We start from the raw sequence: 23,159 nt of genomic DNA, 5'->3' as shown, positions 1-23,159 counted from the left end.
GTGTGAGAAATCAAGAGTTGATTCGTAAGGCCGAAATGACACTTGCCAGCTTAAAAACCGGCGGTCTCATGAACGCAACCCAATCCAACATATTCATTAGAATGATGCAAAACACACCAACCGTTTTAAATGATGCACGCATCATTCCGATGGAAAGTGATTCACAAAAAATCGAAAAAATCGGCTTTGGCCAGCGTATTTTGCGCCCGGCAGAGGAAGGCAAAGCGCTTGATGCGAAAGACCGTGTTGTCCCAGCGACAAGCACTGTCCAGCTAAATGCAAAAGAGGTCATTGCAGAAATTCATATGACCTACGACAGCATTGAAAACAATATTGAAAAAGACGGAATTCAGCAGACGATTATGCAAATGCTTGCTGAACGAGCGGCAGTTGATATTGAAGAGCTCATCGTCAATGGGGATACGACTTCAGCAGATCCGTTTTTAGCCCAAATGGATGGCGTCAGAAAACAAGCGGTATCTCATATTGTAGATGCAAATGGAGCGGAAATTAGCCGCCAAATGTTTAAACAAGCCTATAAAGCGATGCCGTCAAAATATTTACGTGTACCTCAGGATTTCCGTTTCTACACATCCCCAAGTTTAGAGGTGGAATGGAAGGATCAAGTAGCAAACCGTCAGACAACTCTCGGAGATGCGGTTATTCAAGGCGGACTTTCTTCTGCATTCGGTGTGCCAGTCAAAGGCCTTGCCAATATGCAGCCATATGACGAAGCGGGAACAGACGTATCAGATATTTTGCTGACACACCCTAAAAATATTATCGTAGGTTTTTCTCGTCATATTCGAATTGAAGTAGAAAAAGATATTCGCAGACGTAAATTTATTATTGTCCTAACAGCGAAGCTAGACAGCAAATTTGAGGAAGAGGATGCTGTAGCAAAAGTGATGAAAGTGAAAGAGTAGGTGACATCAGGCCATGATTATTTCTCCTGAAGAACTGCAAGCCTATTCTGTATTTGAGCGTGTGAAAAATCGATCTGTAGAAAGACTGACAGCAGATATTATCGAAGCAGAAGCTGCGGTATTTCAAATCGTAGGTCATGATTTCTCAAGCGAAAAATATCAGCCCCTCCCTGAAAAAGCAAGAATCGCATTATTAAAAATGGCCCAATATTTTGCCATGCTGAATGATGATGAATCTATGATGAAAGGCTTTACGTCAGAAAAAATGGGTGATTATTCATATGCGAAGGCAGCTGATCAAGTGAAAGGCAAACCTTATGTATATGCCCTGCTTGTCGATTACATTGAACCATCATTTACTGGGGGCAGTACCAAATTAAAGGTGAGATCATTATGAGTTATCAATCTCTCTTAACAGATCGCTGTGATCTTTTTCACCTTGAACATCAGGAGGCTTCCCGAGGAAAATTCGGGATTCCAGCTGATGACTTACAAATGACTCTTTCCTATCCTGATGCGCCTAGCCTGACAGATCTGGCTTGTTATGTCATAGAAAAGAATCAGTCGCTTGTGCAAGAAGAGCCGAATATAGTGATTTATCAGTCCTATCTTGTCCATTTCCCTTTAGCAAGTGATATTCGCCTGCATGACAAAATGGTGTGGAACGGCGTCTCACTTAAGTTACAGCAGCCCAAAAAAGTGAAAAATCATCACATTGAAGTGATGGCAGTCAGGAAGGAAAATCTATGAAAATTGATGGACTTGACCGGCTGCTTTCACAGCTGGAAACAGCGTGTGCCGGCGGCTTAAAAGCAGAATATCAAGATTGGCTAGAGGACATGGGTCTAGAGCTTTTGGACATCATTCAGGATGAGTTAATCAAGGAGAATGCTGTCGATACAGGTCGGCTTCTAAGCTCCTTTACGCAAGGAGACAAGGAGAATCATTTTCTCATGTCAAAAGGTGGTCTCACACTTGAAGTGGGAACGAAGCTTGAATATGCCTCCTATGTCAATGACGGACATGCTACTTCTTCAAGTGGAGAGCGAAGATGGGTGCCTGGCAGGTGGGCTGGCAGCCGCTTTGAATATGATCCGAATGCAAAGACAGGAATGATGCTTGCCTCTCAATGGGTAGATGGAAATGGCTACTGGGATCATGCTGTCATGCTCTATGAGCAAATGTTTGAACAGTCGCTGGATCGAAAGCTTCAAAGCTGGTTCGATCGACATTTTGGGAGGTGATGAAATGAATCAAGAAGTCGGGGCAATCATGCATTATATTTACACACACTTTCCTGTGACAATGTATGATCGACTTTTGCCAGAGCGTTTTCAAGTGCCATCCGTTTATGTGCCGCCCGTAACAGTCATCAGCGGTCCAGATACGGTATCTACATTTATGAAATCTTATTCGCTGCAAGTGAAAGTGTTTCATATGGATTCAGAAAAAGCACATGACGCGGCAGAAATAATTGTTGATGCATTGCTTGCTGATCGTCAAATGATTCAGATGATGAGTGAAGATGGAGAGGTGCTTGATGATTATGTCCGCATAAAAAGAGTGGAAACAAGAATGATAGATCAAGGCGTAGCAGCGATTGTCCTGACGTGGGATAGCAGTTATTGGTACAACCGAGACAAACAAGCGAGCCTTGAAGACATCAACTTTTCAGATGGGGTGATCAAACGTGAGCAAGACTAAAAAAGCAGAGCCTGCTCAAACAGCTGGCGAAGAAAAAGAATTTGGCTTTTCATTTGAAGCCTTAAAGGAGCACAGTAAGGATCTTTTTGGGGTTAAACCAGAAGTCCTTGAAGGTGCTCTTTTTTATATCAAACATCAACCAATTACAAAAACAGAAGCGAAAAAGCACATTGATGCTTTTTTGTCCAAGGAGGTTTAAAGGATGAACGGAGGCACATTTACACCAGGTACAGAGAAAAAGCGTCCTGGCATTTACTTTAATTTTAAAACAACAGCAGAGCAGCGAATTACTTTAGGCGATCGAGGTACGGTGGCACTTCCTCTTGTGATGAGCTGGGGAGAACCAAAAACCTTTATTTCCGTTTCCAATATGGAAGACTTAAATAAAAAGGTTGGACTCAACATTGATGACAAGTCTCTTCTTCTTTTCCGTGAAGCAAAGAAAAAAGCACAAACGGTCTTGCTTTACCGCCTAAACGAAGGGGTACAAGCCAAAGCGGAAATCGCAGAAAAATTTGTGGTCACAGCCAATTATGGCGGTCAAAAAGGAAATGAGATCACTATCCAAGTGGCAGAAAATGTACTCGACAGCACAAAACGTGACGTCATCACTTATCTTGGAACAGATATTGTCGATAAGCAGGTTGTCACGGATGTCAAAGATCTTGTAGAAAACAAATATGTTCAATTTTCTGGTGAAGGTGAAGCAGTTATCACGGCTGGTGTGGCACTAAGCGGCGGGAAAAACGGTGTGGCAAGTGTCGCAGATTATACAGCTTTCCTAGAAGCAGCTGAAACGGAATACTTTGATGTCATTGCGCTCCCAGTCGATAAAAGTGAGCAATTAAAAGCGACATTCGCTTCCTTTATCGAGCGTTTACGTGATAAGCAAGGACGTAAGGTGCAAGGCATTGTGGCGAACTATGTAGCTGACCAAGAAGGCATCATTAATGTGACAAGCGGTGTTGTGCTGGAAGATGGAACAGAACTAACACCTGCTCAAACAACAGCTTGGGTTGCAGGTGCAAGTGCAGGTGCAAACTTCAATCAGTCACTCACCTTTGTTGAATACGAAGGAGCAGTAGATACATTAGAACGCCTTGATAATGATCAAGTAGAATACCGATTATCACAAGGGGAGTTCATCTTCACTTTTGATGCGAGAGACCGCACGGTGAGTGTTGAAAAAGATATTAACTCTTTAACAAGCTTCACAGCTGAAAAGAATCAGCAAATGGCGAAAAACAAAATCATTCGTGTGCTTGATGCCATCAACAATGATTTAACGTTCGAATTAAAAAATCTGATTAAATTACGCAAAGCCAATGGCAATGACATCCCAGCATCTGATGATGGAGTGCAGCTTGTGAAAACACTGATTACACAGTATCTCACACAGCTTCAAGATGGCAGCGGCATTACAGGCTTTAACTCAGAAACAGATATCGTGATCGGTCTCAATGAAGATCGTGATGGATTTATTATCGATCTAGCTGTTCAACCAGTAGATGCAGCAGAAAAATTCTATTTCAACGTGGAGGTGAAGTAAGATGGCTTTTAAAGCGCAAAATACAATTTCAGGTAAAGAGGGTCGTCTTTTCTTAGAAGGTGAGGAGCTTGCCTTTATCAAAACGTTTGAAGCAAACGTGGAGAAAAACAAATCAGAAGTCAACGTGATGGGCCGAAGAATGACTGGTCATAAAACAACTGGGGCAAACGGAACAGGAACGGCAACATTCTATAAAGTCACTTCACGTTTCGTACAACTCATGCTCAACTATGTGAAAAAAGGGGAAGATCCTTATTTCACTCTTCAAGCGGTGATTGATGATAAATCATCAGGCAGAGGCACAGAGCGTGTGACGTTATTCGATGTCAACTTTGATTCGGCTAAAATTGCTGGATTGGACGTCGATTCAGAGGCACTTGAAGAAGAAGTTCCGTTTACGTTCGAGGACTTTGATCTTCCTGAAAAGCTGAAGAATTCTTTTTAATTGAGAAAAGGCATTTCGAATCACTAAAATATATGTTATTTTTATTTTATTCAACGATATGGTATAATTTTTCATAGTTACAGAGTAGCTACAAAAGAGTTACTGTGTAACCCCAAAAAGTTTTTTAGAAATATGTTTACATGCAAAGTACTTTGCATAAAATAAAAAGAAGCCAGGATGCGACAACATCCCGGCAATGTACAATGAGGCCCTCAAGGGGCTGGCTAATCAATTAGATAGTTTTAAGGATAGACTTTCCCTTCAACCGTCCAAAGCTCAAGGGGAGTCTATTTTTTGTCTATATACGTCAACAAAGTAAAGATAAACATCCCGAATAAAAGCATTAGGGAAATCGCTTCAAATGTTGACATTGGCATCACCCCCTTCCTATCGGGGATGAGCCAGACACCCTTGAGCAAGCCGTTCAATTGTACAATTTAGATTATACATGAAAAGATTGGAAAGCACATTCAAAAAATGGATGTGCTTTTTTGCATTCAAAAAAACATAACAAAGGGAGTTTTTATACATGAGCGAAAAACAAACATTTGATCTTTCATTTTTTATGCCAGGAAAAACAGTAGAAGCGGAAGAGGTCAAAGTACCAATTTCTAAGCGTTTTGTTGATAAAAAAGGGAATGTCATCCCTTTTGTCTTTAAAGCCATTACAACTGAACGCATTGATGAACTGGAAAAAGAAAATACGACCTTCAAGAATGTCAAAGGCAGAGGCCGCGTGAAGGACTTAGACAGCCAGCGTTTCTACGCACGAATTGCCATTGAATCGACTATTTATCCAGATTTCCGCTCGAAGGAATTAAGAGAAGCCTACAGCACACAAGATCCAGTTGAAGTCGCAAAACGTGTATTATCTGTCGGCGGTGAATACGCAAACTGGTTAAACAAAGCGATTGAAATCAACGGATTCGAAGACGAAATTGAAGATTTAGAAGACGCAGCAAAAAACTAATAAAAGATGGGGATAAGGAAGCCGTGTTTTTATATTACGCCATGCACGAGCTTCACTATTCCCCATCTGAACTCCTAGATTTATACGAATCACCAAGACCATTCAAAGCACTCCTATTTGGACTCATCAGCTACAAACTCGACATGCTAGAAAAAGAAGCAAAGAAAGGAGGGAAATAATTGGCGAAACTCACTGCGCGATTTGAATTAGAAGACAAAGTATCGAAGAAGCTGCTGCGCATTCAAAAACGATTTCAAACCTTTGAGAAGCAGCTCAAACCATTTAGAAAACCGGTGAAAATAAACCTGGATATAGATGACAAAAAATTAAGAAACTTTAGTTTATCGCTTCGGAAAATGTCAGTGATTTCCATGAGGCTGGATCAAGGAATCTATAGTGATCTTAAAGCATTAAACAATCAGTTAAATATGTTCCCGAATCACTTGGTCATATCCATTCAAGCGAAGGGATTAGATGTCATTAAATCGAGCATAAATCGTTTAAAGCAAGCGGGAACAAGCCCCATTATGCTGACGTTTAAACTAAACGATCAATTGTCAGGTAAAATGTCATCAATCAAAAAATCTATCTTTCAGCTCATGAACAGAACGTACTATATGAGATTAAACATGGTTGACCAAGCCACCGCTGCAATTCAACGAATCAAAAAGACGCTCAAAAGCTTGACGATGTCTAAACACGAAATCAGAGTGTCTGTTCAAGACAATGCAAAGAGTAAGTTGAAAAAACGAGATCAAGCAGAGTCGGTTGTGAAAGAACAAAACATAAAAAAAGAACCTGAGGCTGTTAGTCCGTCAGTGAAAACGGAAGATCCTAAACAGAGCTGGCTCCAGAACCTTGCCAATAAGGGATTAAGTGAAATTCAAAAATATGCAGGTGACGTTGCAGATAAAGTGAAGGAAAAATTGAGTCCTAGAAAGTTTTGGGATGAAAAAGCACTTCCTTGGGTTGAAAATAAAATAGAAGAGTACAAGCAAGATGTGATCGGAAGAATTAAAGAGAAAATTAAATTTAATCCTGAAAAAAAACTAGATCAATTGGTGACTAATGTATTAGATCGGTTCTTAGGTGCAAGTGATCAATCAAGTGAAAGTACCACTCAGGCACCAACAACAGCACCAACAACAGCACCAACAACAGCACCAACAACAGCACCAACATCAACACCATCAAATCCAGCTCCCAAAACGAAACCTCAGTCGCGAGGTGGAAAAGGCTTGTTTCGCAATAGTTGTTGCCCCTGCTGTGCAAGAGGTTTAAGCAGGGGAGGATCTACTAAAACTAAAAATCGAAATGGTCGCTCACCAAGACAGACAAGAAATCCAAATGCTACATCAAGGGCCGAAATGAATAGAAGACCTCCAAGTAGATTAGGGAAACTGAAAACAAATGCAGGTAAATTATTTGGAAAAATCCCTACTGGACTAAAGAAAGGTGCGGGTATCGCAGCTTCAGCTGGCGGACTTACGGGTTTAGTGAAAGGTAGCAAGGGGTTAAGTGGATTAGGGAATGCAATGAAAAGTATAGGTAAAGGGAGCGGAAAATTATTAAAGAAAGTACCTATTCTAGGAAGTGTACTTAGTGCAACAAATCTAATTGGTATGAACAAAGAGAATGCTGGTGAAAAGATTGGTACGACTGGAGGCGGCATCGCCGGTGGAATGGCAGGTGCTGCAGCAGGTGCAGCTATTGGAAGCGTAGTCCCAGGGATAGGTACAGCCATCGGCGGTCTAGTAGGCGGCATCGCTGGAAGTATGGGCGGAGAATCTATCGGTGAAACAATTGGAAAATGGTTTGATGGCGGCGGATTTGAAAAGATTGGCCAAAAAGCCATTGAAATCAAAAATCAAATTGTCGAAGTTTGGTCAACAGTCGCGGCTTGGTTCACAGAAAATGTATGGACGCCACTAAGTGATACAGTCGTTACAGTAGCAACGACCATCTGGACAAATCTAGTCAATGCCTGGACATGGATTCAAGAAACATTTAGTGCAGTTGCAGGCTGGTTTATCGAAAACGTCTGGACGCCACTAAGTGATACAGTCGTTACAGTAGCAACGACCATCTGGACAAATCTAGTCAATGCCTGGACATGGATTCAAGAAACATTTAGTGCAGTTGCAAGCTGGTTTATCGAAAACGTATGGACACCGCTCAGCGACACAGTCGTTACGGTAGCAACAACCATCTGGACAAGTCTAGTCAATGCCTGGACATGGATACAAGAAACGTTCAGTGCAGTTGCAGGTTGGTTTATTGAAAACGTTTGGACACCACTGAGCAGTACAGTTGTTACAGTCGCTACAGGGATTTGGACAGCATTATCAAATGCATGGAAAAAGATACAATCAATCTTTGGAGCTGTATCGTCATGGTTTATGGAAAATGTGTGGAATCCACTTGTAGATACCGTAGGAACCATTAAAGACAGTTTCGGGAAAAAGTTCGAAGAAGCGTATAAAGTGGTGACAGATATATGGGATGGATTATCCAAATGGTTTGAGGACAACATTCAAAAGCCGATTGTAAAAGTAGCAGAAGCTATTGGTGATGGGTTTTCTGCAGCATTTGGTTGGGTTAAAAAGATTTTTGACAAAGCAGGCGGTATTGTAGATGTAGTCATAAATTGGATTGTTGGGAAGAAAAAACCCGATAACAATGCCACAGGCGGCTATATCACCCAGCCAACCTTATCATGGGTCGGTGAAGCAGGTAACGAATTTGTCATTCCAACTCAAAATAACCGAGGGCGCGGGAAGATGCTGCTTGCTCAGGCTGCTTCTCATCTTGGGATGTCTGTTATGCCAAGCGGAGCAGCTGGAAATCAAGTATCAAGCTCTCCAGCTCCTACAGCAGTAGCTTCATCATCTTCTGTCGGTTCAATAGACGGATCGGTCTCGATGACTGGGAACATTCAAGCCTCCAGCATAGGCGAGCAATTTAATAAGGATTTTGAACAAGGATTAAATCAAAAAATGATTACACTTGATCAATGGAAACAAAAGAATATTCAGCAGCCTTTTGGTCAATTGACCTCAGACTCAAATAAGTACGGTCAGCAAACAGTTGCTGCTTTTGCGAATGGTCAGCAGATGACACCAACAGGAACAGATAGCTTTTTGCAAAGTCGTGTAAAAGCACCATACCAACAAGTGATGACAGCATCGCCAACTTGGGGTTCTGGAACGGTTAGTGGTTTTGCCACAGGTCAAAATGCCACATCAGTTGGTACTAGCCAATACGTAGATCAGCACATCAAACAACCATTTCTACAAGCAAAACAAGAATCACCAGGCTGGGGCTCAGGAATGATGGATGCCTTTAACAGTGGCATGCGTTCAAAAGCAAGTGAAGTCACACAAGCCGCCAAAGAAATGGCGAAGAAAGTAGAGCAGGCGTTTAGAGAGGAATTAGATATTCATTCCCCTTCACGCGTCATGATGAGTCTTGGGAAATTCGCATCGATCGGTGTCGTCAAAGGACTCGACTCAGTTGATGTGAAAAAGTTTGCTGAAAATCAGGCTGGTTCATTAATCGGTGCCTTCAGCGGTATGGGGGCTTCAGGTCTTAGTGTTCAGCAATGGCTCATGGCAGCTCTCATGGCAACTGGCACATCGATGAACTGGCTTCCAGGACTTATGACCATTGCGCAGCATGAATCGAATGGAAATCCGAGAGCAATCAACTTATGGGATTCTAACGCCAAGAAGGGAACGCCTTCTAAAGGCTTAATGCAAACCATTGGAACGACGTTTAACTCTAATAAAGGCAAGGGCATGAATGACATTTGGAACCCAATTCATAATGCCGTAGCAGCCATTAACTACATCAAGGGCAGATATGGAACAGTCTTCAATACACCGGGATTACGAAGTATGAGAAGAGGCGGGCCTTATAAAGGCTACGCAAATGGTGGACTGATTACTCAGGAGCAGGTTGCTAGAGTTGGTGAAGGAAACAAACGCGAATGGATCATTCCTGAAGAAAGAGGCATACGCGGAAGGTATTTATTAACCCAGGCAGCCAAGGCACTTGGAATGCAAGTATATGATCCAGCAAATGCGTCTGCTCCTTTACCAGAATCACAAATGCAGCAAGTCACCTCAGCTCAGTCTTCTAGTCGTACAGCATCGTCAAGTAATAAGCAAATCACCATTCAATTCAATGGGGACCAGCATTTCCATAATGGACAAGATCAGCAATCGCTTGTCGAAAAAATTAGACAAATGCTCGTAGATGAACTGGAAGTAGAGCTTCATACAGGAACGAAGGGGGTCGTGATTGATGGGTAAATCAGTGTATCAATTGTGGATTTCCCAAGGAAAGGACAAGTTGCGATTCCCTGTCCTTCCATCCGAACTTGAAATCACAAATAACGTACAAAATGAAACGGTAAAGGTTGCCTCTTTTGGAGAACTGACCTTTATTGATGTCCCATCGGCTAAGCAAGTATCATTCACTTCATTATTTCCTAAGAAATATTCGCCAATTGCTGAATATAAAAGCATTCCATCACCGGAGAATGCGATAGCGAAAATAGAACGAATGATGCGTTCAAAGAAGTCTGTGCGGTTGATTGTAACGGGGACAAAAATCAATATGACGTGCAGCATTGAAAGCTTCACCCATAAAGAAGGATCATATGATATTGGCGATCGTGAATTTACGATCGAGTTAAAGGAATACAAAACCGCATCACCTAGGAAAATTAAACGAAAGAAAAAAGCAAAACAAACAAAAAAGAAAAGGCCTTCAAAAACACCGCCAAAAATGTACACCGTCAAAAAAGGGGATACGCTATGGGCTATTTCAGGCAGGTTTTATGGCGACAGTACAAAATGGCGACGTATTTGGAATGCCAATAAATTAGCGATGATTAAACGTAGCAAACGCAATATTAAGCAGCCGGGGCATTGGATTTTCCCTGGACAAAGGTTAAAAATACCACAATAGGGGGGCTGGCATTGATCGAGCTTTTTGCCATCAGAAGCGGCACCATGTATGAGCTTGTCACAGAGAGTGTGACACTTCAGGGGCAAAGGTATCAAGCCCCTCGTTCTATTCAAGCAAATATTATCACAAAGCAAGGGAGTCAAACATATTACCGTGTCTCAGAAGGGGACACGGTTCTTTTTAAATGGAAAGGAAAAGAGCTGTTCAGAGGCATTGTGTTTTCTAGGACGCCTGTTGAAGGGAAACTGACCTTTACCGCATACGACATGCTTCAATATTTGGTGAAAAACCAAGATGTCTATGTTTTTTCAAAACAAAGAGCAGATCAAATCTTGAGACGGATTGGAGCTGACTTTCAAATTCCCATGACCTCCATCGCCAATACAGGTCATGTCATAAAATCACTAGTGTTTAAAAACGATACGAGCCTATATGACATGATTCTGAAAGCATTAAAAGAGACAAAGCGGCAAACCGGCAGAAACTATCAAATCTATTCTGCTAAAGGAAAGATGGGGCTGAGAGCTTGGCCAGATCCAGAGGACGTATGGGTCATTGAATCAGGTGTCAATCTCATTGGCTATCAGTACAGCACCTCGATTGAAGAAACAGCCACTCGTGTCAAGCTGCGCACGTCTGCGGATGAACAGGGGAAAAATAAGAAAAAAGGTAGCAAATCAGAGATTGTAGTGGTCGAACAGGATAAAGCAGGTCAGAGTAAATACGGTATTTTACAGCATGTTGAGACGGTTACAGGGCAAATCAACCAGCCGCAGCTGCAAAAAAGAGCCAAAGTACGGCTGGCAGAGAAAAAAGGCGTGAAACAAGAAGTCAAAAGCATCCAAGCGCTAGGCATTCCTGAACTGCAAAGCGGTCTTCCAATCTATTTGAAAATCCCTGAAATCAACGTAAAAAAAACGTACTGGATCGATCAAGACAAACATGAATTCAGTGGAGTGAAACACACCATGACAATTGATGTCGTTGAGAAAAATTCCATTCCAAAGGGTGATCAAGCGTGAGGTTAAGTGAAGCGATTAAACGATTAGCAGTGAATGCTGTAGACGCCGCCTCTCCAATTGATCTGGTGATTGGAGAAGTCACGGCAGTTTCTCCTGTAAGCATCCAGTTAAATGAAAACCATAAACTGATCATCCCGGAAGAATTACTGATTTGGCCAAAGCGCCTAAATAAGGGTGAGGATGATGAACTGAAAAGGGGAGACAGCATTATGGTGCTGGCAATGGCAGGAGGACAATCCTTCTACATCATCGACAAATTGTAAGGGAGGTGATGAACGTGGCACTTTCACCAGAGGAAGAAATTGAGGAAACAGAAGAAGACGAAGAGGTGGAAACCTCGACGACGTATCGAATAGATGTTGAAACTGGCAGATTGACAGGTGAAACCATTTCAGGCATTGAAGCAATTCGTCAATTCGTTTATATGACACTTAGGACAGAGCGGTATGCACATCCTATTTACAGCCACGACATTGGCACTGAAATTCAGGAGCTCTTGACGGATACAGAAGCCACGGATGAATACAAAGAAATGGAGATTCCGAGGCTGCTAGAGGAAGCATTGATTGTGGACGAACGGATTGATCATATTGAAGAGATAGAGGTCACAAAGGAGAATGACTCGTTTCATGTCAAGCTAGCTATTGTCACAGATGAAGGCACATTAGAAATAGAGGAGGTGATGGAGAGCGATGTTTGAGGAACAAACGTATGAAGCATTAATGGAAAGAATGCTAGACAGACTGCCAGATGATATAGATAAAAGAGAAAACAGCGTCATTTGGAATGCCTTGGCACCTGCTGCCGCTGAACTGGCCCAGTCCTATATTTGGCTTGATCAAGTATTCGAGCTGGTCTTTGCAGATACAGCACAAGGAGAGTTTCTAGATCGGCGGGCCGCTGAAGTAGGAATTGAAAGAAAACCAGCGACTAAAGCGGTTTGGTCCGCAGCTATTCAGCCGGAGGATATCAACATCCCAGCTGGCTCACGGTTTTTTATTGAAGACGTCTATTTCCAATATTCGAACGATGGCACGCTAGAATGCGAGACACCTGGCAGGATCGGCAATGGTCAATTAACAGATCAGCCGCTACTATCTCTTGATACAATCCCGGGGCTTGAATCAATTATCATGAAAGATTTGGTAATACCCGGACAAGAGGAAGAAGATGACGCTTCGTTATATGATCGCTACTTAATACGTGCTAGGCGAGAGGCTGTCAGTGCCAACAAGGCGCATTATAAAAAATGGGCTGAGGAAGTGACAGGGGTTGGCAGAGCGAAGGTATTCCCGCTTTGGAATGGAGAAGGAACAGTCAAGATTGTCATCACAGACGGCAATCTAGATGTTGCATCAGATCTGCTTGTTAAAAGAGTACAGGAATATATCGACCCAGTACCAGGCGAAGGAGAAGGACAAGCGCCTATTGGTTCAAAAGCGACCGTCGAAAGCGCCAAATGGCTGGACATTGACATAGAAGTAGCCGTCGAACTTCAAATGGACTGGACCCTTGAAGGAGCGCAGAAAGAAATAGAAGAAAAGGTCAAAGCGCTGTTGAAATCAATTGCATTTGAAAAGAGTACCATTCGAATGTCCGCATTAAATGACATTCTGTACCATTCAGAAAGTGTATCAGATTATGCAAACGTGTTATTGAATGGGGAGTCAAAAAACTTAGTATTACAGGACATTGAGATACCGCGTCTGAGGCAGGTGAAGGTTATTGAGCAAACAGGATGAAATGAAAAACTACTTGCCGCCATATTTTACAGAGATTTATGAAGTTGATCACCTGCTCAAAACAGAAGCGCCAGAGTTTGAGCAATTGGATGAATCCATTTTCGATTTAACGGATCAGCTCTTCCCTTTGACAGCGACATGGGGATTGAATAGATGGGAAAGAATGCTGAAGGTGCAGCGAGAATCAGATGATTCCATTGAACTTCGCAGAGCACGCTTACTCAATATGATGTCAAACATTCCACCGATCACGTATCTTTCTTTAGAGAAATCGGTGAATCGCTTTCTCAAAAATCCAAGTGCCATCATCCGTCTGACCACCAATCGCTACCATTTCGCCTTACGTGTGAATCTAGATGATCTGCAAAACACTAGATATATTGTAGAAATACTTGAAACGTTAAAGCCAGCTCATTTGGCTTATACGTTCACTGCATTTCATCATACCGATGTACATGAAATAAATGATCATCACGGGAGGCTCACACTGCGAAGCAGAGTGGGTTTTTTCGATCATATCCCGATTTTACTCAATGGTGAATTTGTATTAAATGGGTCGTTTTATCTGAGCGGAACACGAGGGACAACCGATGTACCTGCTCGTTTTCGGCATTCGTTGAAGATGAGAATGCCGCTTCAGCATAAGTCAGAGAACACATACCGAATGAATTATGTCATGACTGGAGCGGTACATGAAACGAAGCAAGGAGCGGCATTGACTTTACGCACAAAAAATCAGCTCCAGCATCAAACCAAGAAGAAAATGACGTTCCGATTGCCAGTACATGTCCAAACTGAACAGGGCGGCAGCTTACTGATCAAGGATCATTACTGGATTCTCGACGGATCTGTTCCGCTCGACGGATCAAAAATGCTAGCAGCTACTTCTCAAAAAATAGAGCTATAAGGAGGATCACAATGGCTGATCAATTAACCGTAACAACATTATATGCACGTCAACAAATGGCAAAGGCAAGAGCCGAAGGAACAAAACTCACAAAAGTCGTCAAAATGGCATTTGGAAATGGTGGGACGAAGGATGGGAAACCGATCTCACTAGACGGCACTGAACAAAAACTCAAAAAAGAACTCGTCCAAAAAGAGATTGATTCGTTTACCTTCATGGAACCAGCAAAAATCCGCTACACCTGCACGATCGCCGAAGGAGAACTTGCAGGAGAAGTCATCAACGAACTAGCACTTGTCGACGAAGCCGGCAAATTCACCGCCATCCGCACCATGACAGACAAACAAAAAGACGGCGACATCGAATTTGTTTTTGAGATTGATGATATTTATTAATGGAGGGGAATGAAATGGACATCAAATCACCTTTACCGTTTGAAACCTCTGACAAAGCACATGCCAGCTTATTTAACCGGATGGTCGACACTCTAGTAGAGAATGACAATGCGCTCAGGCTACAAATAGAAGGAATCACAAATGAAAGCTTATTTAAACTAACAGGCGATCAAGCCATTCAAGATGCATCAGTCAGCGGTGAGGAATATCCTAATGGCATTACGTTCATGGATATTGGACAAGCGAATGATACCGGATATCCTACGAGATTTGGCTTTGTGAAAAATGAAAAATATAGTAACTTTCGATTTGTTCAATATTACTATGGGACTGGAAACGAAGCGGGCAGTTATTTTGATAGCACAGGTACGTGGTGCCGTCATTGGTGGACTGGATCTGGTTGGACCGACTGGCATAAGCTCTCTGGATTCTGTCATGCCAATATAGGTACAACTGGAAAACAGTTATTAACCAAAGGTGAGTATCAAAAAATCCTTTTTAATCGAAAGATAAAAGACAGTCATAACAATTTTGATATCAAAAATAATCGCTTCATCTGCCCTGAAAACGGAATGTATTCAGTGAATGCAGGTGTTTATATTGAAACCTTTCAACGATACGCAAACTTTGAATTATCGATCTATTTAAATGGAAAAAGGTATAAAAATATTGCACATCAAAGACAGAGCCCGACCAGCCCATCTGATACGTTGAGCTTTAGTATGGGACTTTATGGTGCTGCGAATGTACCGGCTAATAAAGGGGATTATTTAGAAATTTACATGTATGCAGGATATGACGGAGATGTTAGTCGTTATGTATCTGAAAATTCAGGCTGGTACAACTATTTTGATATTACAGAAGTAGGCGGCAGAAATTTCCTGAGAGGATAGGAGGATTCTATGATTTTATATGAAGCCATTAAGTATAAATACCCCGATGCGGATCCGCAAAAGGACTTTGAACTTAGAAATGATGGAGACGGTTCTTACATTAACGAGTGGCATCTAGATGTGCCAAAGCCAACGGCAAAAGAATTGAAAGAATGGTGGGACGAATCTCAAATCAATCCAAGGTATCAACCGCCTCTTCCGCTAGATTATCTAGCACAAGAAGTAGCCAAAGAAAAGCTCATAAGAAAACAGCTTGAACATCAATGTGATCATCTAACAAACGAAATAAAAGCGCTAAAAAATGAGATCCTTTTATATAAAGGAGAGCGTGAATCATGAATTATTGGGTGATGGCGTTGTATTTTAAATGGGTGACTCCTGAATTGGTCAAACAAGCGGTGGAACTAGGCGATTGTTCAATGGAAGATTTAAAAACAGGATATGAGCAAAGGATGCTCACTCTAGAGCAGCTACAAGAAATGGAACCAAGCATCAAAGCAAGGGAGTGAAAACTGAATGGAAATAAAACAACCAAAACCTTTTGAAGTAAATGATAAAGCACATGCTGATTTGTTTAATGACATGGTCAAAGTACTTCTTGAAAATGATCATGGATTAATAGAGCAGTTCTTAAAACATACAAATGATGCGAGAGTACACGCATCTGAAACAGAAAAGAAGAAATGGAATAATTCACAGAACTATAAGATCACAGCAGATAGTGGAAGACAGCTGATTAATGTATCTGCTGATGGCAGAATATTTGATGCGATAAAAGATAAAGGAACATGTACTTTTTATGCAGCTGCTGGTGTGGAGGATTCTCCGGCCTCATCGAATATGTCAATTAGAGGGCTGCAGACAGTAGGTCAAGAAAATATTGGCTCTGGTTTTGCGATGGATAGTTCAGGTAATGCTTATTTTTTCTATTACGAAGCCGGACATACGTCGATTAAATGGACAAAGCTGCCTACAGAAAGCGATAGAAAAAGATGGGATAACGGTCAATTAGTAAAAATCACACAAGATGATGGAAAGCCCTTTTATCATGGATTTGCTAGCGAAACAGACTACAATACCCTTACGGAGACAGGGATGTATCTTATATATAATACTGGAGTGAATGGTCCATCGCCTTCCCATGATCGAGTGTTTTTGTTGGTCATGAGTTATGGCAGTACATTAGTACAAATAGCATACGAATCTGTTTATGGGAAGAACACATACTTTAGAGTTCTTAGACACAAAGCACAATCATGGACACCATGGGAGAAGCAAATCACGCTATCAGATCTATTAGAAGGTTCATGGGAAACACCTAAAGAGATTAATGGCAATTGGAAGGAATATGACCCTATTAATTTGCCAGTGAAATATCGAAAGAATCTCTTGGGGGAAGTTGAGATAGTAGGTGCTATAAAAGGTGGGATTTTAGGAAATAACCCAGTGTTTATTTTGCCTGAAGGATATCGGCCGCAGCAGGCGATCCATTTTGTAGGTATCGCTTCGAGTATAGGGACACCTGGAGTACCTCAATTCCATCGAACCTTAGTAGATAAGAATGGGAATGTAAGTGTGCAATCATCTTCAAATAATGCTAATCCAACTGAGTTTATTACATTTGGTTTTAAGTTCAGTACAAGATAATTCCATAAACAATGTGAAAGGAGAATCACATGGAGATAAAGACACCACGTACTTTCAAAACAAGTGATAAAGCCCATGCAGATCTGTTTAATGACATGGTAAAGGTTATTATTGAAAATGATGCTGAACTATTAAATCATATCAATCAACACGAAAATGATGTAACATCTCATGCATCTAAAACAGAAAAGCAGAAATGGAATCAATCTCAGCTATATAAAATGACGAATGATAACGGATCCCAGTTGATCAATATCCCATCTGGCAGCAGTATTTATAACGGGATAAAATCGTTAGGTGCCTGCTCATTTTATGCTCCAGGCGGTTCTGGGGTAGTTGATTCTCCTGCTATAGGTAATGCTGCATTAAGAGGCTTTCAGCTTGTTGGTCAAAATAATATTGGTGTAGGAATGGCGATTGACACATCAGGCAATGCATTTTGTTTTTCCTATCATGTGAATGACCTTGCGATCAATTGGCTGCAAATACCTAGTCAAAACGAAAAAAACAAATGGGACGCAGGACAACTATCTAAAATTACCGCTGACGATGGAAGAGCATACGAAAGAATTAATGCAAACGATCCTAGTATTTTGGATAAACTCATCAAATTACCAGGCGTGCATTCTTGGTATATCCACGAAGCACATCCTGATTTGCCGACAAGAAGTTCTATGAGAGCCTTATCAGTCTTTAGTGAAAATACCTATGGCTGGATTATTGGGGCAAATAATACAGGTGATGTGTACATCAATCGTTCCACGACAGATGTTTCGGGTACTCAGCAAGAATGGAGCGGATGGAAGAGGTTGAACGAGCATCCGTTATTGAAGGCGAATGGAAATAGAATGCTTATCCCTACTGGTACAGATATATTAACACTGCCATCTGGCTTTTATTATGTCTCTGGAACGAACGCAGTGAATATGCCATCAACGACCGATGCTTCTTGGTTTAATGTAGATATTATAGAAACGGGAAATAACCGCAAAACATTTCATGTGAGTCGAAGCTATGATAATAGTCATTGGTACGGAACGACTCATACAGATGGGGGGTTCAGAGGCTGGAAACAGCTAATGACAAATACTGAGTTTGAAAATGTCACGTGGCAGAGTGTGACCTTAGACAAAAGTTCATCTATAGGGGATAGACCAGTTGAATATGTAAAATGGGGAAATTTATTATTGCTAAGAGGCCACCTAAAAGCAAATAGAGAAATCATCTGTGGATGGATTCCAGCCGCGGGTTTATCAGAGAAAGGTCTTGTAGTGTCAGTGCCTGTATCAGGTACAACGGGTCATAGTAAATTACTTATATATAAGACAGGAGAGCTAAAGCTAACAGGTTTACTGGCAGCGAATGAAAGTGCCGTAACTGGCTACTATTTAGACACGGTCGTCCCATTAAATTAAGGAAGTGATAAAAATGATACTAGCTTATGAATACAATCATCAAAATGAATTGGTCAGACCTATCGAAGTGTTCGAAAGAGATGATGAAGGCAATTATGTCATTCCAGATCAATGCACAACAATTGCACCACCCAATCATCCTTCTTTTTATAAAGCTGCATTTGATGTGGAAAAACAACACTGGTATGAATCAGCGACACAGGAGTATATAGATAGCCTAAAGCCAGCCCCTCTCCCGCCAAGTGATATAGAACTTTTAAAGAAACAAAATGCTTTGTTATCAAAACAATTAACGCAGTTATTGGCTATGCAGAAAGGGGGAAATTCAGAATGATGTTTCCAACTGTAGCAGATATCAAACAATTCTGGGACTGGCAATGTTACGGACCAGAGGACATTGCATTTTATGTAAGCATTGGCTGGATCTCGGCAGACGACTATCAAGATATAACTGGAGAAATATACGAAGCTTAATGGCTTTATTTTTTTGCCGGAAAGAAGGTGATTTCAATGGAAGTAGATGTTGTTCAAAACTTAATGACACAAGGCCCGTTTGCCGTTCTCTTTTGTTGGGTGCTGTTTTATGTATTAAACACAACAAAGGAAAGAGAAAACAAGCTCAATGAACAAATCGAGGCGCAAAATGATGTGTTAGCAAAGTTTAGTGAGAAGTATGATGTTGTGATCGACAAACTCGACAAAATTGAACGGAATTTAAAATAGGAGGAGAAATCATGAAAACATTCGACAAAGGCACTGTGATTCGCACAGTGCTTCTTTTTATTGCGCTCATCAATCAAACACTTGTCATGTTTGGACAGACGGTGCTGCCGATTAGTGAGGAGCAAGTACAAACCGCTGGTGAGGCACTATATGTAGCAGGTTCCACCATTTTTACGATGGTGACAGCCATTATCGCTTGGTTTAAAAATAATTATGTAACCTACAAAGGTCAATTACAAAAAGATACCCTGAAACAAAGAGGGCTAACAAAATAATCGTTGAAGGAGAAACAATATGGTCAATATCATTCAAGCCTACATTCCAAAACACAACCGCAACAGACCAGGAAATACGATGAAGCCGCTCTATATTACGGTGCATAATACCTCTAACACGGCAAAAGGTGCAAATGCGGGGAGTCACGCAGCGTTTGTTGCCCGTTCAAGTACCGGAGTCAGCTGGCATTACACTGTCGACGATCAGGTGATTTATCAGCATTTACCGTTAAACGAGAACGGTTGGCATGCAGGAGATGGCAGAGGCAATGGCAATATGAAATCAATCGGAATTGAAATTTGCGAAAATACAGACAGCAACTTTGAACAAGCAGTCGAAAATGCCCAATGGCTCATTCGAAAGCTAATGGGCGATTTGGGAATTCCTTTATCAAATGTAGTGCCTCATAAACATTGGAGCGGGAAAGAATGTCCAAGGAAATTGCTCGGACGGTGGGATCAATTTAAAGCTGGAATAGCCACAGCTCGTACCGGCAGCAAAAGTACAAGAAAGCCAGTTCGAACAGAGAGCTTGAGTCACAAAGCACCAGTTACCAAACAGAAATCGTCAAATCTGCCATCTGGCATCTTAAAAATAACCAAGCCCTTAACAAAAGGATCACAAGTTATAGCCGTGCAAAAAGCCTTATCCTCACTCTATTTCTACCCGGACAAAGGGGCAAAAAACAACGGAGTTGATGGCTATTATGGACCGAAAACAGCGAATGCGGCCAAGCGGTTCCAGCTCATGAATGGTCTAGCGGCAGACGGGATTTACGGTCCGAAGACGAAGAACAAAATGGAACAATTGCTAAAAAAGTAATCATTCATAAAGGGCTATCAGCAGGTGAATGGAATTTCCCTTGCTGATAGCTAGCAAAAAATGACATCATTTGTGATATAATCGACCGAATCACTATCATGAGGGGAGAGTAAAATGAAAAAGGAACTGTTCCAAGTCATCATGCTGTCAGTGCTGCTCATCTATTTCTTTTATCACGGAATGACGAGTGATTATCCTGTGTCTTACACAATCATTCTCATCACGGCTTATGTTTCTGTGATCGCGTACCGCATCATAAAGATATTAGGCTTAAGAAAAAACAAAGAACAAACAGAGCTGTAAGAAATATATACATAAAAAAACCATCCTTGATTTCTCAAGAATGGTTTTTCGTATGGAGCATAGCGGGATCGAACCGCTGACCTCTACGCTGCCAGCGTAGCGCTCTCCCAGCTGAGCTAATGCCCCGATGTGTTACGACTTAATTTATTATAATCAATCCTCCTGTAAAATTCAAGCTTTAAAACGCACACACATCGTCTATTTTTCTTTCTGATCAATCGGGATATAGTCAAAGATTTCCCCTGAATGAACAGAGTCTGCTAAGCGTCTCAGCCAGTCATAGTAGGCTTTTGAGCTTTCAAGCTGCTCTATGAGCTGCTGCGCTTCCTCTCTTATATGTTCCTCCAACTGATCATCACGAGCCACCTCTTGAAGCCGGACTTGCGCTTCTTCTATCGCCGCTAAATTGACCTCGACCTCTCGTTCCCACTTTTGTGGAAAGAAGTTCATGAAAAACTTAAAAAAGTCTTTTTCAGCAACAAAGCTATGTTTTCTTCGTCCTCGGTGAAAGGTCTTTTTGACAATATTCATGTCTTGAAGCTTTTTCACACCTGTACTCATACTTGGCTTGCTCATTTGCAGCTCTTCACGCATTTCATCCAGCGTCATTTCCTCATTTAAATACATGGTCCCATAGAGAATACCAGCACTTCGTGTAATTCCATAGAGATCCATCGTTTCAGCTATGGAATCAATGACTAGATCTTTAGCAGCTAAAATACGCTCTTCTGCTTGCGGCTGTTCCTGCTTTTTCATCCTGTCCCTGCTTTCTATTAAGAGAATTCAATACGTTCAAAAAAATCTTTATGGACTATATGTTAACGAAAGAATGCAAAATGTCAAAAGAAAATGAAGCATATCTCCCTTTGACAGAAAAATTTGAACATGATACGTTAATTATGTTCAAAACGTTAAATTTTTATTTAACAAACTTACCAAAGAGAATCAGAGGAGGTTCCTTCTATGAGTCAAACACTATTTATAGATGGACAATGGGTTGGCGCCAAAAGTGGTGACACGCGGGATATCATTAATCCATTTAATCAAGAAGTGATCGCGACAGTCAGTGAAGGATCAAGAAATGACGCGCAGCTAGCCATTAAGGCAGCGAGAAAAGCCTTCGATCAAGGTGACTGGGTAAACTTGCCTGGACTTGAAAGAGGAAATATGGTGTTTAAGATTGCTGAATTGATTAGACGTGATCTTGATGAACTAGCCAAATTAGAATCGCTTGATACTGGTAAAACAGTAGAGGAAAGCAAAGCAGACATGGACGATATTGCGAACGTGTTCCAATATTACGCCGGTCTTGCCGACAAAGATGGCGGGGAAATCATTGCATCGCCAATTCCGAACTCTAAAAGCGAATTGGTCAGAGAGCCTGTCGGTGTATGCGGGCAAATTACTCCATGGAACTATCCATTGCTTCAAGCAAGCTGGAAAATCGCTCCTGCTCTAGCGGCGGGGAATACAATCGTATTAAAGCCAAGTGAAATTACACCACTCACCACGATCAAAGTATTCAAACTCATGGAAGAAGCAGGCATTCCAGCAGGGGTTGCGAACCTAGTCCTTGGGCCAGGTGCAACGGTTGGTGATGAGCTTGCTGTGAATGATCAAGTCGATTTGATTTCATTTACAGGCGGTATTGAAACAGGTAAGAAAATCATGCAGGGAGCCAGTGGGAATGTGAAGAAAATCGCCCTTGAGCTCGGCGGGAAAAATCCGAATATTGTGTTTCAAGATGCTGATTTAGACGTAGCGGTTGACCAGGCAATGAATGCTGTGTTTTTCCATGCGGGGCAAGTGTGTTCAGCAGGTTCACGTTTGCTAGTGGAAGAATCCATTCATGGTGAATTTTTAGAAGAACTGGTGAAGCGCACGAAAAAAATCAAGCTAGGCAACGGCTTTGATGAAGAAACCCAAAGCGGCCCGCTCATCTCAGCTGAGCATCGAGAAAAAGTAGAAAAATACGTCAGCATTGGGTTAGATGAAGGCGCCAAATTAGAAACAGGCGGAAAAAGACCGGACGCAGAGGAGCTTTCAAATGGGTTCTTCTACTTGCCAACGATATTCTCAGGCTGCACGTCAGAGATGCGGATTGTCCAGGAAGAAGTCTTTGGCCCAGTATTGACAGTTGAATCCTTTCGTACAGAGGAAGAAGTGATTGAGTTGGCAAACGATACGATTTATGGATTAGCAGGAGCCGTGTGGTCTACTGATATCAGCAAGGCCGAAAGAGTCGCTCGTCAATTAAGATTAGGCACAGTTTGGATCAATGACTTCCATCCTTATTTCGCTCAAGCACCTTGGGGTGGATATAAGCAATCAGGTCTAGGACGTGAATTAGGACGCACCGGTCTTGAGGAATATACGGAACTGAAGCATGTATATCGTAATACAAAATCTGAAGCGATTCGTTGGTTTCAATAAAAATCACACATTT

The 23,159-nt window shown here is 41.7% G+C and carries 31 protein-coding genes and 1 tRNA gene; 30 read left to right on the top strand and 2 right to left on the bottom strand.

Annotated elements, in window-relative coordinates; translation table 11 throughout:
* The first annotated feature begins 2 nt into the window (after positions 1-2).
* The 29 genes from NSS78_RS14420 to NSS78_RS14280 all read left to right on the top strand — a co-directional run bounded on the left by NSS78_RS14420 (position 3) and on the right by NSS78_RS14280 (position 20,713).
* The gene (locus tag NSS78_RS14420) at positions 3-926 is read left to right on the top strand and encodes a phage major capsid protein (protein ID WP_137054486.1); all 924 of its coding nucleotides are present in this window, start codon (positions 3-5) and stop codon (positions 924-926) included.
* A gap of 13 nt (positions 927-939) precedes the next feature.
* Positions 940-1,323, top strand: a complete 384-nt coding sequence (locus NSS78_RS14415; protein ID WP_050944009.1) for a DUF3199 family protein — start codon at positions 940-942, stop codon at positions 1,321-1,323.
* Positions 1,320-1,676, top strand: a complete 357-nt coding sequence (locus tag NSS78_RS14410) for a YqbH/XkdH family protein (protein ID WP_339160406.1) — start codon at positions 1,320-1,322, stop codon at positions 1,674-1,676. The genes NSS78_RS14415 and NSS78_RS14410 overlap by 4 nt, the downstream gene beginning before the upstream one ends.
* Entirely contained in the window at positions 1,673-2,170 is a 498-nt protein-coding gene (locus NSS78_RS14405) for an HK97 gp10 family phage protein (RefSeq protein ID WP_050944008.1), read from the top strand. The genes NSS78_RS14410 and NSS78_RS14405 overlap by 4 nt, the downstream gene beginning before the upstream one ends.
* Before the next feature lie 4 nt (positions 2,171-2,174).
* Positions 2,175-2,630, top strand: a complete 456-nt coding sequence (locus NSS78_RS14400) for a phage portal protein (RefSeq protein WP_106036168.1) — start codon at positions 2,175-2,177, stop codon at positions 2,628-2,630.
* Positions 2,617-2,829 carry a hypothetical protein gene (locus NSS78_RS14395; RefSeq protein WP_339160405.1) on the top strand — a complete coding sequence of 71 codons (213 nt, stop codon included), beginning with the start codon at positions 2,617-2,619 and terminating at the stop codon, positions 2,827-2,829. Before NSS78_RS14400 ends, NSS78_RS14395 begins: the two co-directional genes overlap by 14 nt.
* Positions 2,830-2,832: 3 nt before the next feature.
* Positions 2,833-4,179 carry a phage tail sheath family protein gene (locus NSS78_RS14390; RefSeq protein WP_339160404.1) on the top strand — a complete coding sequence of 449 codons (1,347 nt, stop codon included), beginning with the start codon at positions 2,833-2,835 and terminating at the stop codon, positions 4,177-4,179.
* 1 nt (position 4,180) lies between these two features.
* A complete protein-coding gene (locus NSS78_RS14385) occupies positions 4,181-4,624 on the top strand; it encodes a phage tail tube protein (protein WP_003213309.1) in 444 nt (147 codons plus the stop codon).
* 529 nt (positions 4,625-5,153) lie between these two features.
* Positions 5,154-5,594 (top strand): phage portal protein, encoded by a 441-nt coding sequence (locus NSS78_RS14380; RefSeq protein WP_050944005.1) that lies wholly within the window; start codon positions 5,154-5,156, stop codon positions 5,592-5,594.
* Positions 5,595-5,635: 41 nt separating this feature from the next.
* On the top strand, positions 5,636-5,773 hold the full coding sequence (locus NSS78_RS14375; RefSeq protein WP_088002055.1) for a hypothetical protein: 138 nt from the start codon (positions 5,636-5,638) through the stop codon (positions 5,771-5,773).
* Positions 5,774-9,907 (top strand): transglycosylase SLT domain-containing protein, encoded by a 4,134-nt coding sequence (locus NSS78_RS14370; RefSeq protein WP_342468148.1) that lies wholly within the window; start codon positions 5,774-5,776, stop codon positions 9,905-9,907.
* Entirely contained in the window at positions 9,900-10,568 is a 669-nt protein-coding gene (locus tag NSS78_RS14365; RefSeq protein ID WP_003213616.1) for a LysM peptidoglycan-binding domain-containing protein, read from the top strand. The genes NSS78_RS14370 and NSS78_RS14365 overlap by 8 nt, the downstream gene beginning before the upstream one ends.
* Before the next feature lie 11 nt (positions 10,569-10,579).
* Positions 10,580-11,590, top strand: coding sequence for a hypothetical protein (locus NSS78_RS14360; RefSeq protein WP_044140764.1), 1,011 nt, complete (start codon positions 10,580-10,582; stop codon positions 11,588-11,590).
* Positions 11,587-11,853 carry a DUF2577 family protein gene (locus tag NSS78_RS14355; protein ID WP_003212971.1) on the top strand — a complete coding sequence of 89 codons (267 nt, stop codon included), beginning with the start codon at positions 11,587-11,589 and terminating at the stop codon, positions 11,851-11,853. The genes NSS78_RS14360 and NSS78_RS14355 overlap by 4 nt, the downstream gene beginning before the upstream one ends.
* A gap of 14 nt (positions 11,854-11,867) precedes the next feature.
* Positions 11,868-12,290, top strand: coding sequence for a DUF2634 domain-containing protein (locus tag NSS78_RS14350; RefSeq protein WP_012011034.1), 423 nt, complete (start codon positions 11,868-11,870; stop codon positions 12,288-12,290).
* Entirely contained in the window at positions 12,283-13,332 is a 1,050-nt protein-coding gene (locus tag NSS78_RS14345; RefSeq protein ID WP_050944003.1) for a baseplate J/gp47 family protein, read from the top strand. Before NSS78_RS14350 ends, NSS78_RS14345 begins: the two co-directional genes overlap by 8 nt.
* Complete coding sequence (locus NSS78_RS14340; protein ID WP_050944002.1) at positions 13,316-14,239, top strand: YmfQ family protein; 924 nt, start codon at positions 13,316-13,318, stop codon at positions 14,237-14,239. Before NSS78_RS14345 ends, NSS78_RS14340 begins: the two co-directional genes overlap by 17 nt.
* 11 nt (positions 14,240-14,250) lie before the next feature.
* Positions 14,251-14,634 (top strand): phage tail protein, encoded by a 384-nt coding sequence (locus NSS78_RS14335; protein WP_003212666.1) that lies wholly within the window; start codon positions 14,251-14,253, stop codon positions 14,632-14,634.
* A 14-nt stretch (positions 14,635-14,648) separates the two neighbouring features.
* Positions 14,649-15,527 (top strand): hypothetical protein, encoded by an 879-nt coding sequence (locus tag NSS78_RS14330; protein ID WP_050944001.1) that lies wholly within the window; start codon positions 14,649-14,651, stop codon positions 15,525-15,527.
* A gap of 9 nt (positions 15,528-15,536) precedes the next feature.
* Positions 15,537-15,866: an XkdW family protein gene (locus NSS78_RS14325; RefSeq protein WP_050944000.1), complete on the top strand. Its 330-nt coding sequence runs from the start codon at positions 15,537-15,539 to the stop codon at positions 15,864-15,866.
* Complete coding sequence (locus NSS78_RS14320; RefSeq protein ID WP_003212881.1) at positions 15,863-16,036, top strand: hypothetical protein; 174 nt, start codon at positions 15,863-15,865, stop codon at positions 16,034-16,036. The genes NSS78_RS14325 and NSS78_RS14320 overlap by 4 nt, the downstream gene beginning before the upstream one ends.
* 7 nt (positions 16,037-16,043) lie before the next feature.
* Positions 16,044-17,174 carry a pyocin knob domain-containing protein gene (locus NSS78_RS14315; protein ID WP_050943999.1) on the top strand — a complete coding sequence of 377 codons (1,131 nt, stop codon included), beginning with the start codon at positions 16,044-16,046 and terminating at the stop codon, positions 17,172-17,174.
* A 29-nt stretch (positions 17,175-17,203) separates the two neighbouring features.
* A complete protein-coding gene (locus NSS78_RS14310; protein ID WP_050943998.1) occupies positions 17,204-18,589 on the top strand; it encodes a hypothetical protein in 1,386 nt (461 codons plus the stop codon).
* Positions 18,590-18,602: 13 nt separating this feature from the next.
* A complete protein-coding gene (locus NSS78_RS14305) occupies positions 18,603-18,923 on the top strand; it encodes a hypothetical protein (RefSeq protein ID WP_044140756.1) in 321 nt (106 codons plus the stop codon).
* A complete protein-coding gene (locus NSS78_RS14300) occupies positions 18,920-19,063 on the top strand; it encodes an XkdX family protein (protein WP_039180954.1) in 144 nt (47 codons plus the stop codon). Before NSS78_RS14305 ends, NSS78_RS14300 begins: the two co-directional genes overlap by 4 nt.
* 36 nt (positions 19,064-19,099) lie before the next feature.
* The gene (locus tag NSS78_RS14295) at positions 19,100-19,312 is read left to right on the top strand and encodes a BhlA/UviB family holin-like peptide (protein ID WP_003213245.1); all 213 of its coding nucleotides are present in this window, start codon (positions 19,100-19,102) and stop codon (positions 19,310-19,312) included.
* Positions 19,313-19,323: 11 nt separating this feature from the next.
* Complete coding sequence (locus NSS78_RS14290) at positions 19,324-19,587, top strand: phage holin (RefSeq protein WP_003212734.1); 264 nt, start codon at positions 19,324-19,326, stop codon at positions 19,585-19,587.
* 19 nt (positions 19,588-19,606) lie between these two features.
* Positions 19,607-20,410: an N-acetylmuramoyl-L-alanine amidase gene (locus tag NSS78_RS14285; protein WP_050943997.1), complete on the top strand. Its 804-nt coding sequence runs from the start codon at positions 19,607-19,609 to the stop codon at positions 20,408-20,410.
* A 114-nt stretch (positions 20,411-20,524) separates the two neighbouring features.
* Positions 20,525-20,713 (top strand): hypothetical protein, encoded by a 189-nt coding sequence (locus NSS78_RS14280; protein ID WP_309215885.1) that lies wholly within the window; start codon positions 20,525-20,527, stop codon positions 20,711-20,713.
* Positions 20,714-20,766: 53 nt separating this feature from the next.
* On the opposite strand, the gene NSS78_RS14275 is transcribed toward NSS78_RS14280, so the two are convergent.
* Positions 20,767-20,839 (bottom strand) — tRNA-Ala (locus NSS78_RS14275).
* A 72-nt stretch (positions 20,840-20,911) separates the two neighbouring features.
* Positions 20,912-21,469: a GbsR/MarR family transcriptional regulator gene (locus NSS78_RS14270; protein ID WP_106029201.1), complete on the bottom strand. Its 558-nt coding sequence runs from the start codon at positions 21,467-21,469 to the stop codon at positions 20,912-20,914.
* 207 nt (positions 21,470-21,676) lie between these two features.
* Between NSS78_RS14270 and betB the strand changes: the two genes are divergently transcribed.
* A complete protein-coding gene (gene betB, locus NSS78_RS14265) occupies positions 21,677-23,146 on the top strand; it encodes a betaine-aldehyde dehydrogenase (protein WP_309215884.1) in 1,470 nt (489 codons plus the stop codon).
* Positions 23,147-23,159 lie beyond the last annotated feature (13 nt).

It is taken from the genome of Bacillus sp. FSL W8-0920, assembly GCF_038593215.1.
GTDB lineage: Bacteria > Bacillota > Bacilli > Bacillales > Bacillaceae > Bacillus > Bacillus pumilus.
The sequence above is the reverse complement of the archived record's forward strand: the minus strand, read 5'-3'. Positions and strand labels throughout refer to the sequence as shown.

Excerpts from the sequence above, each read along its gene's own strand:
- NSS78_RS14390 (WP_339160404.1), top strand. The coding sequence starts at position 2,833 with ATGAACGGAGGCACATTTACACCAGGTACAGAGAAAAAGCGTCCTGGC.
- NSS78_RS14400 (WP_106036168.1), top strand. The coding sequence starts at position 2,175 with ATGAATCAAGAAGTCGGGGCAATCATGCATTATATTTACACACACTTT.
- NSS78_RS14375 (WP_088002055.1), top strand. The coding sequence starts at position 5,636 with ATGCACGAGCTTCACTATTCCCCATCTGAACTCCTAGATTTATACGAA.
- NSS78_RS14315 (WP_050943999.1), top strand. The coding sequence starts at position 16,044 with ATGGAAATAAAACAACCAAAACCTTTTGAAGTAAATGATAAAGCACAT.
- betB (WP_309215884.1), top strand. The coding sequence starts at position 21,677 with ATGAGTCAAACACTATTTATAGATGGACAATGGGTTGGCGCCAAAAGT.
- NSS78_RS14415 (WP_050944009.1), top strand. The coding sequence starts at position 940 with ATGATTATTTCTCCTGAAGAACTGCAAGCCTATTCTGTATTTGAGCGT.
- NSS78_RS14305 (WP_044140756.1), top strand. The coding sequence starts at position 18,603 with ATGATACTAGCTTATGAATACAATCATCAAAATGAATTGGTCAGACCT.
- NSS78_RS14320 (WP_003212881.1), top strand. The coding sequence starts at position 15,863 with ATGAATTATTGGGTGATGGCGTTGTATTTTAAATGGGTGACTCCTGAA.
- NSS78_RS14410 (WP_339160406.1), top strand. The coding sequence starts at position 1,320 with ATGAGTTATCAATCTCTCTTAACAGATCGCTGTGATCTTTTTCACCTT.
- NSS78_RS14310 (WP_050943998.1), top strand. The coding sequence starts at position 17,204 with ATGGAGATAAAGACACCACGTACTTTCAAAACAAGTGATAAAGCCCAT.
- NSS78_RS14285 (WP_050943997.1), top strand. The coding sequence starts at position 19,607 with ATGGTCAATATCATTCAAGCCTACATTCCAAAACACAACCGCAACAGA.
- NSS78_RS14280 (WP_309215885.1), top strand. The coding sequence starts at position 20,525 with ATGAAAAAGGAACTGTTCCAAGTCATCATGCTGTCAGTGCTGCTCATC.
- NSS78_RS14365 (WP_003213616.1), top strand. The coding sequence starts at position 9,900 with ATGGGTAAATCAGTGTATCAATTGTGGATTTCCCAAGGAAAGGACAAG.
- NSS78_RS14405 (WP_050944008.1), top strand. The coding sequence starts at position 1,673 with ATGAAAATTGATGGACTTGACCGGCTGCTTTCACAGCTGGAAACAGCG.
- NSS78_RS14290 (WP_003212734.1), top strand. The coding sequence starts at position 19,324 with ATGAAAACATTCGACAAAGGCACTGTGATTCGCACAGTGCTTCTTTTT.
- NSS78_RS14300 (WP_039180954.1), top strand. The coding sequence starts at position 18,920 with ATGATGTTTCCAACTGTAGCAGATATCAAACAATTCTGGGACTGGCAA.
- NSS78_RS14270 (WP_106029201.1), bottom strand. The coding sequence starts at position 21,469 with ATGAAAAAGCAGGAACAGCCGCAAGCAGAAGAGCGTATTTTAGCTGCT.
- NSS78_RS14295 (WP_003213245.1), top strand. The coding sequence starts at position 19,100 with ATGGAAGTAGATGTTGTTCAAAACTTAATGACACAAGGCCCGTTTGCC.
- NSS78_RS14380 (WP_050944005.1), top strand. The coding sequence starts at position 5,154 with ATGAGCGAAAAACAAACATTTGATCTTTCATTTTTTATGCCAGGAAAA.
- NSS78_RS14330 (WP_050944001.1), top strand. The coding sequence starts at position 14,649 with ATGGACATCAAATCACCTTTACCGTTTGAAACCTCTGACAAAGCACAT.
- NSS78_RS14325 (WP_050944000.1), top strand. The coding sequence starts at position 15,537 with ATGATTTTATATGAAGCCATTAAGTATAAATACCCCGATGCGGATCCG.
- NSS78_RS14385 (WP_003213309.1), top strand. The coding sequence starts at position 4,181 with ATGGCTTTTAAAGCGCAAAATACAATTTCAGGTAAAGAGGGTCGTCTT.
- NSS78_RS14345 (WP_050944003.1), top strand. The coding sequence starts at position 12,283 with ATGTTTGAGGAACAAACGTATGAAGCATTAATGGAAAGAATGCTAGAC.
- NSS78_RS14335 (WP_003212666.1), top strand. The coding sequence starts at position 14,251 with ATGGCTGATCAATTAACCGTAACAACATTATATGCACGTCAACAAATG.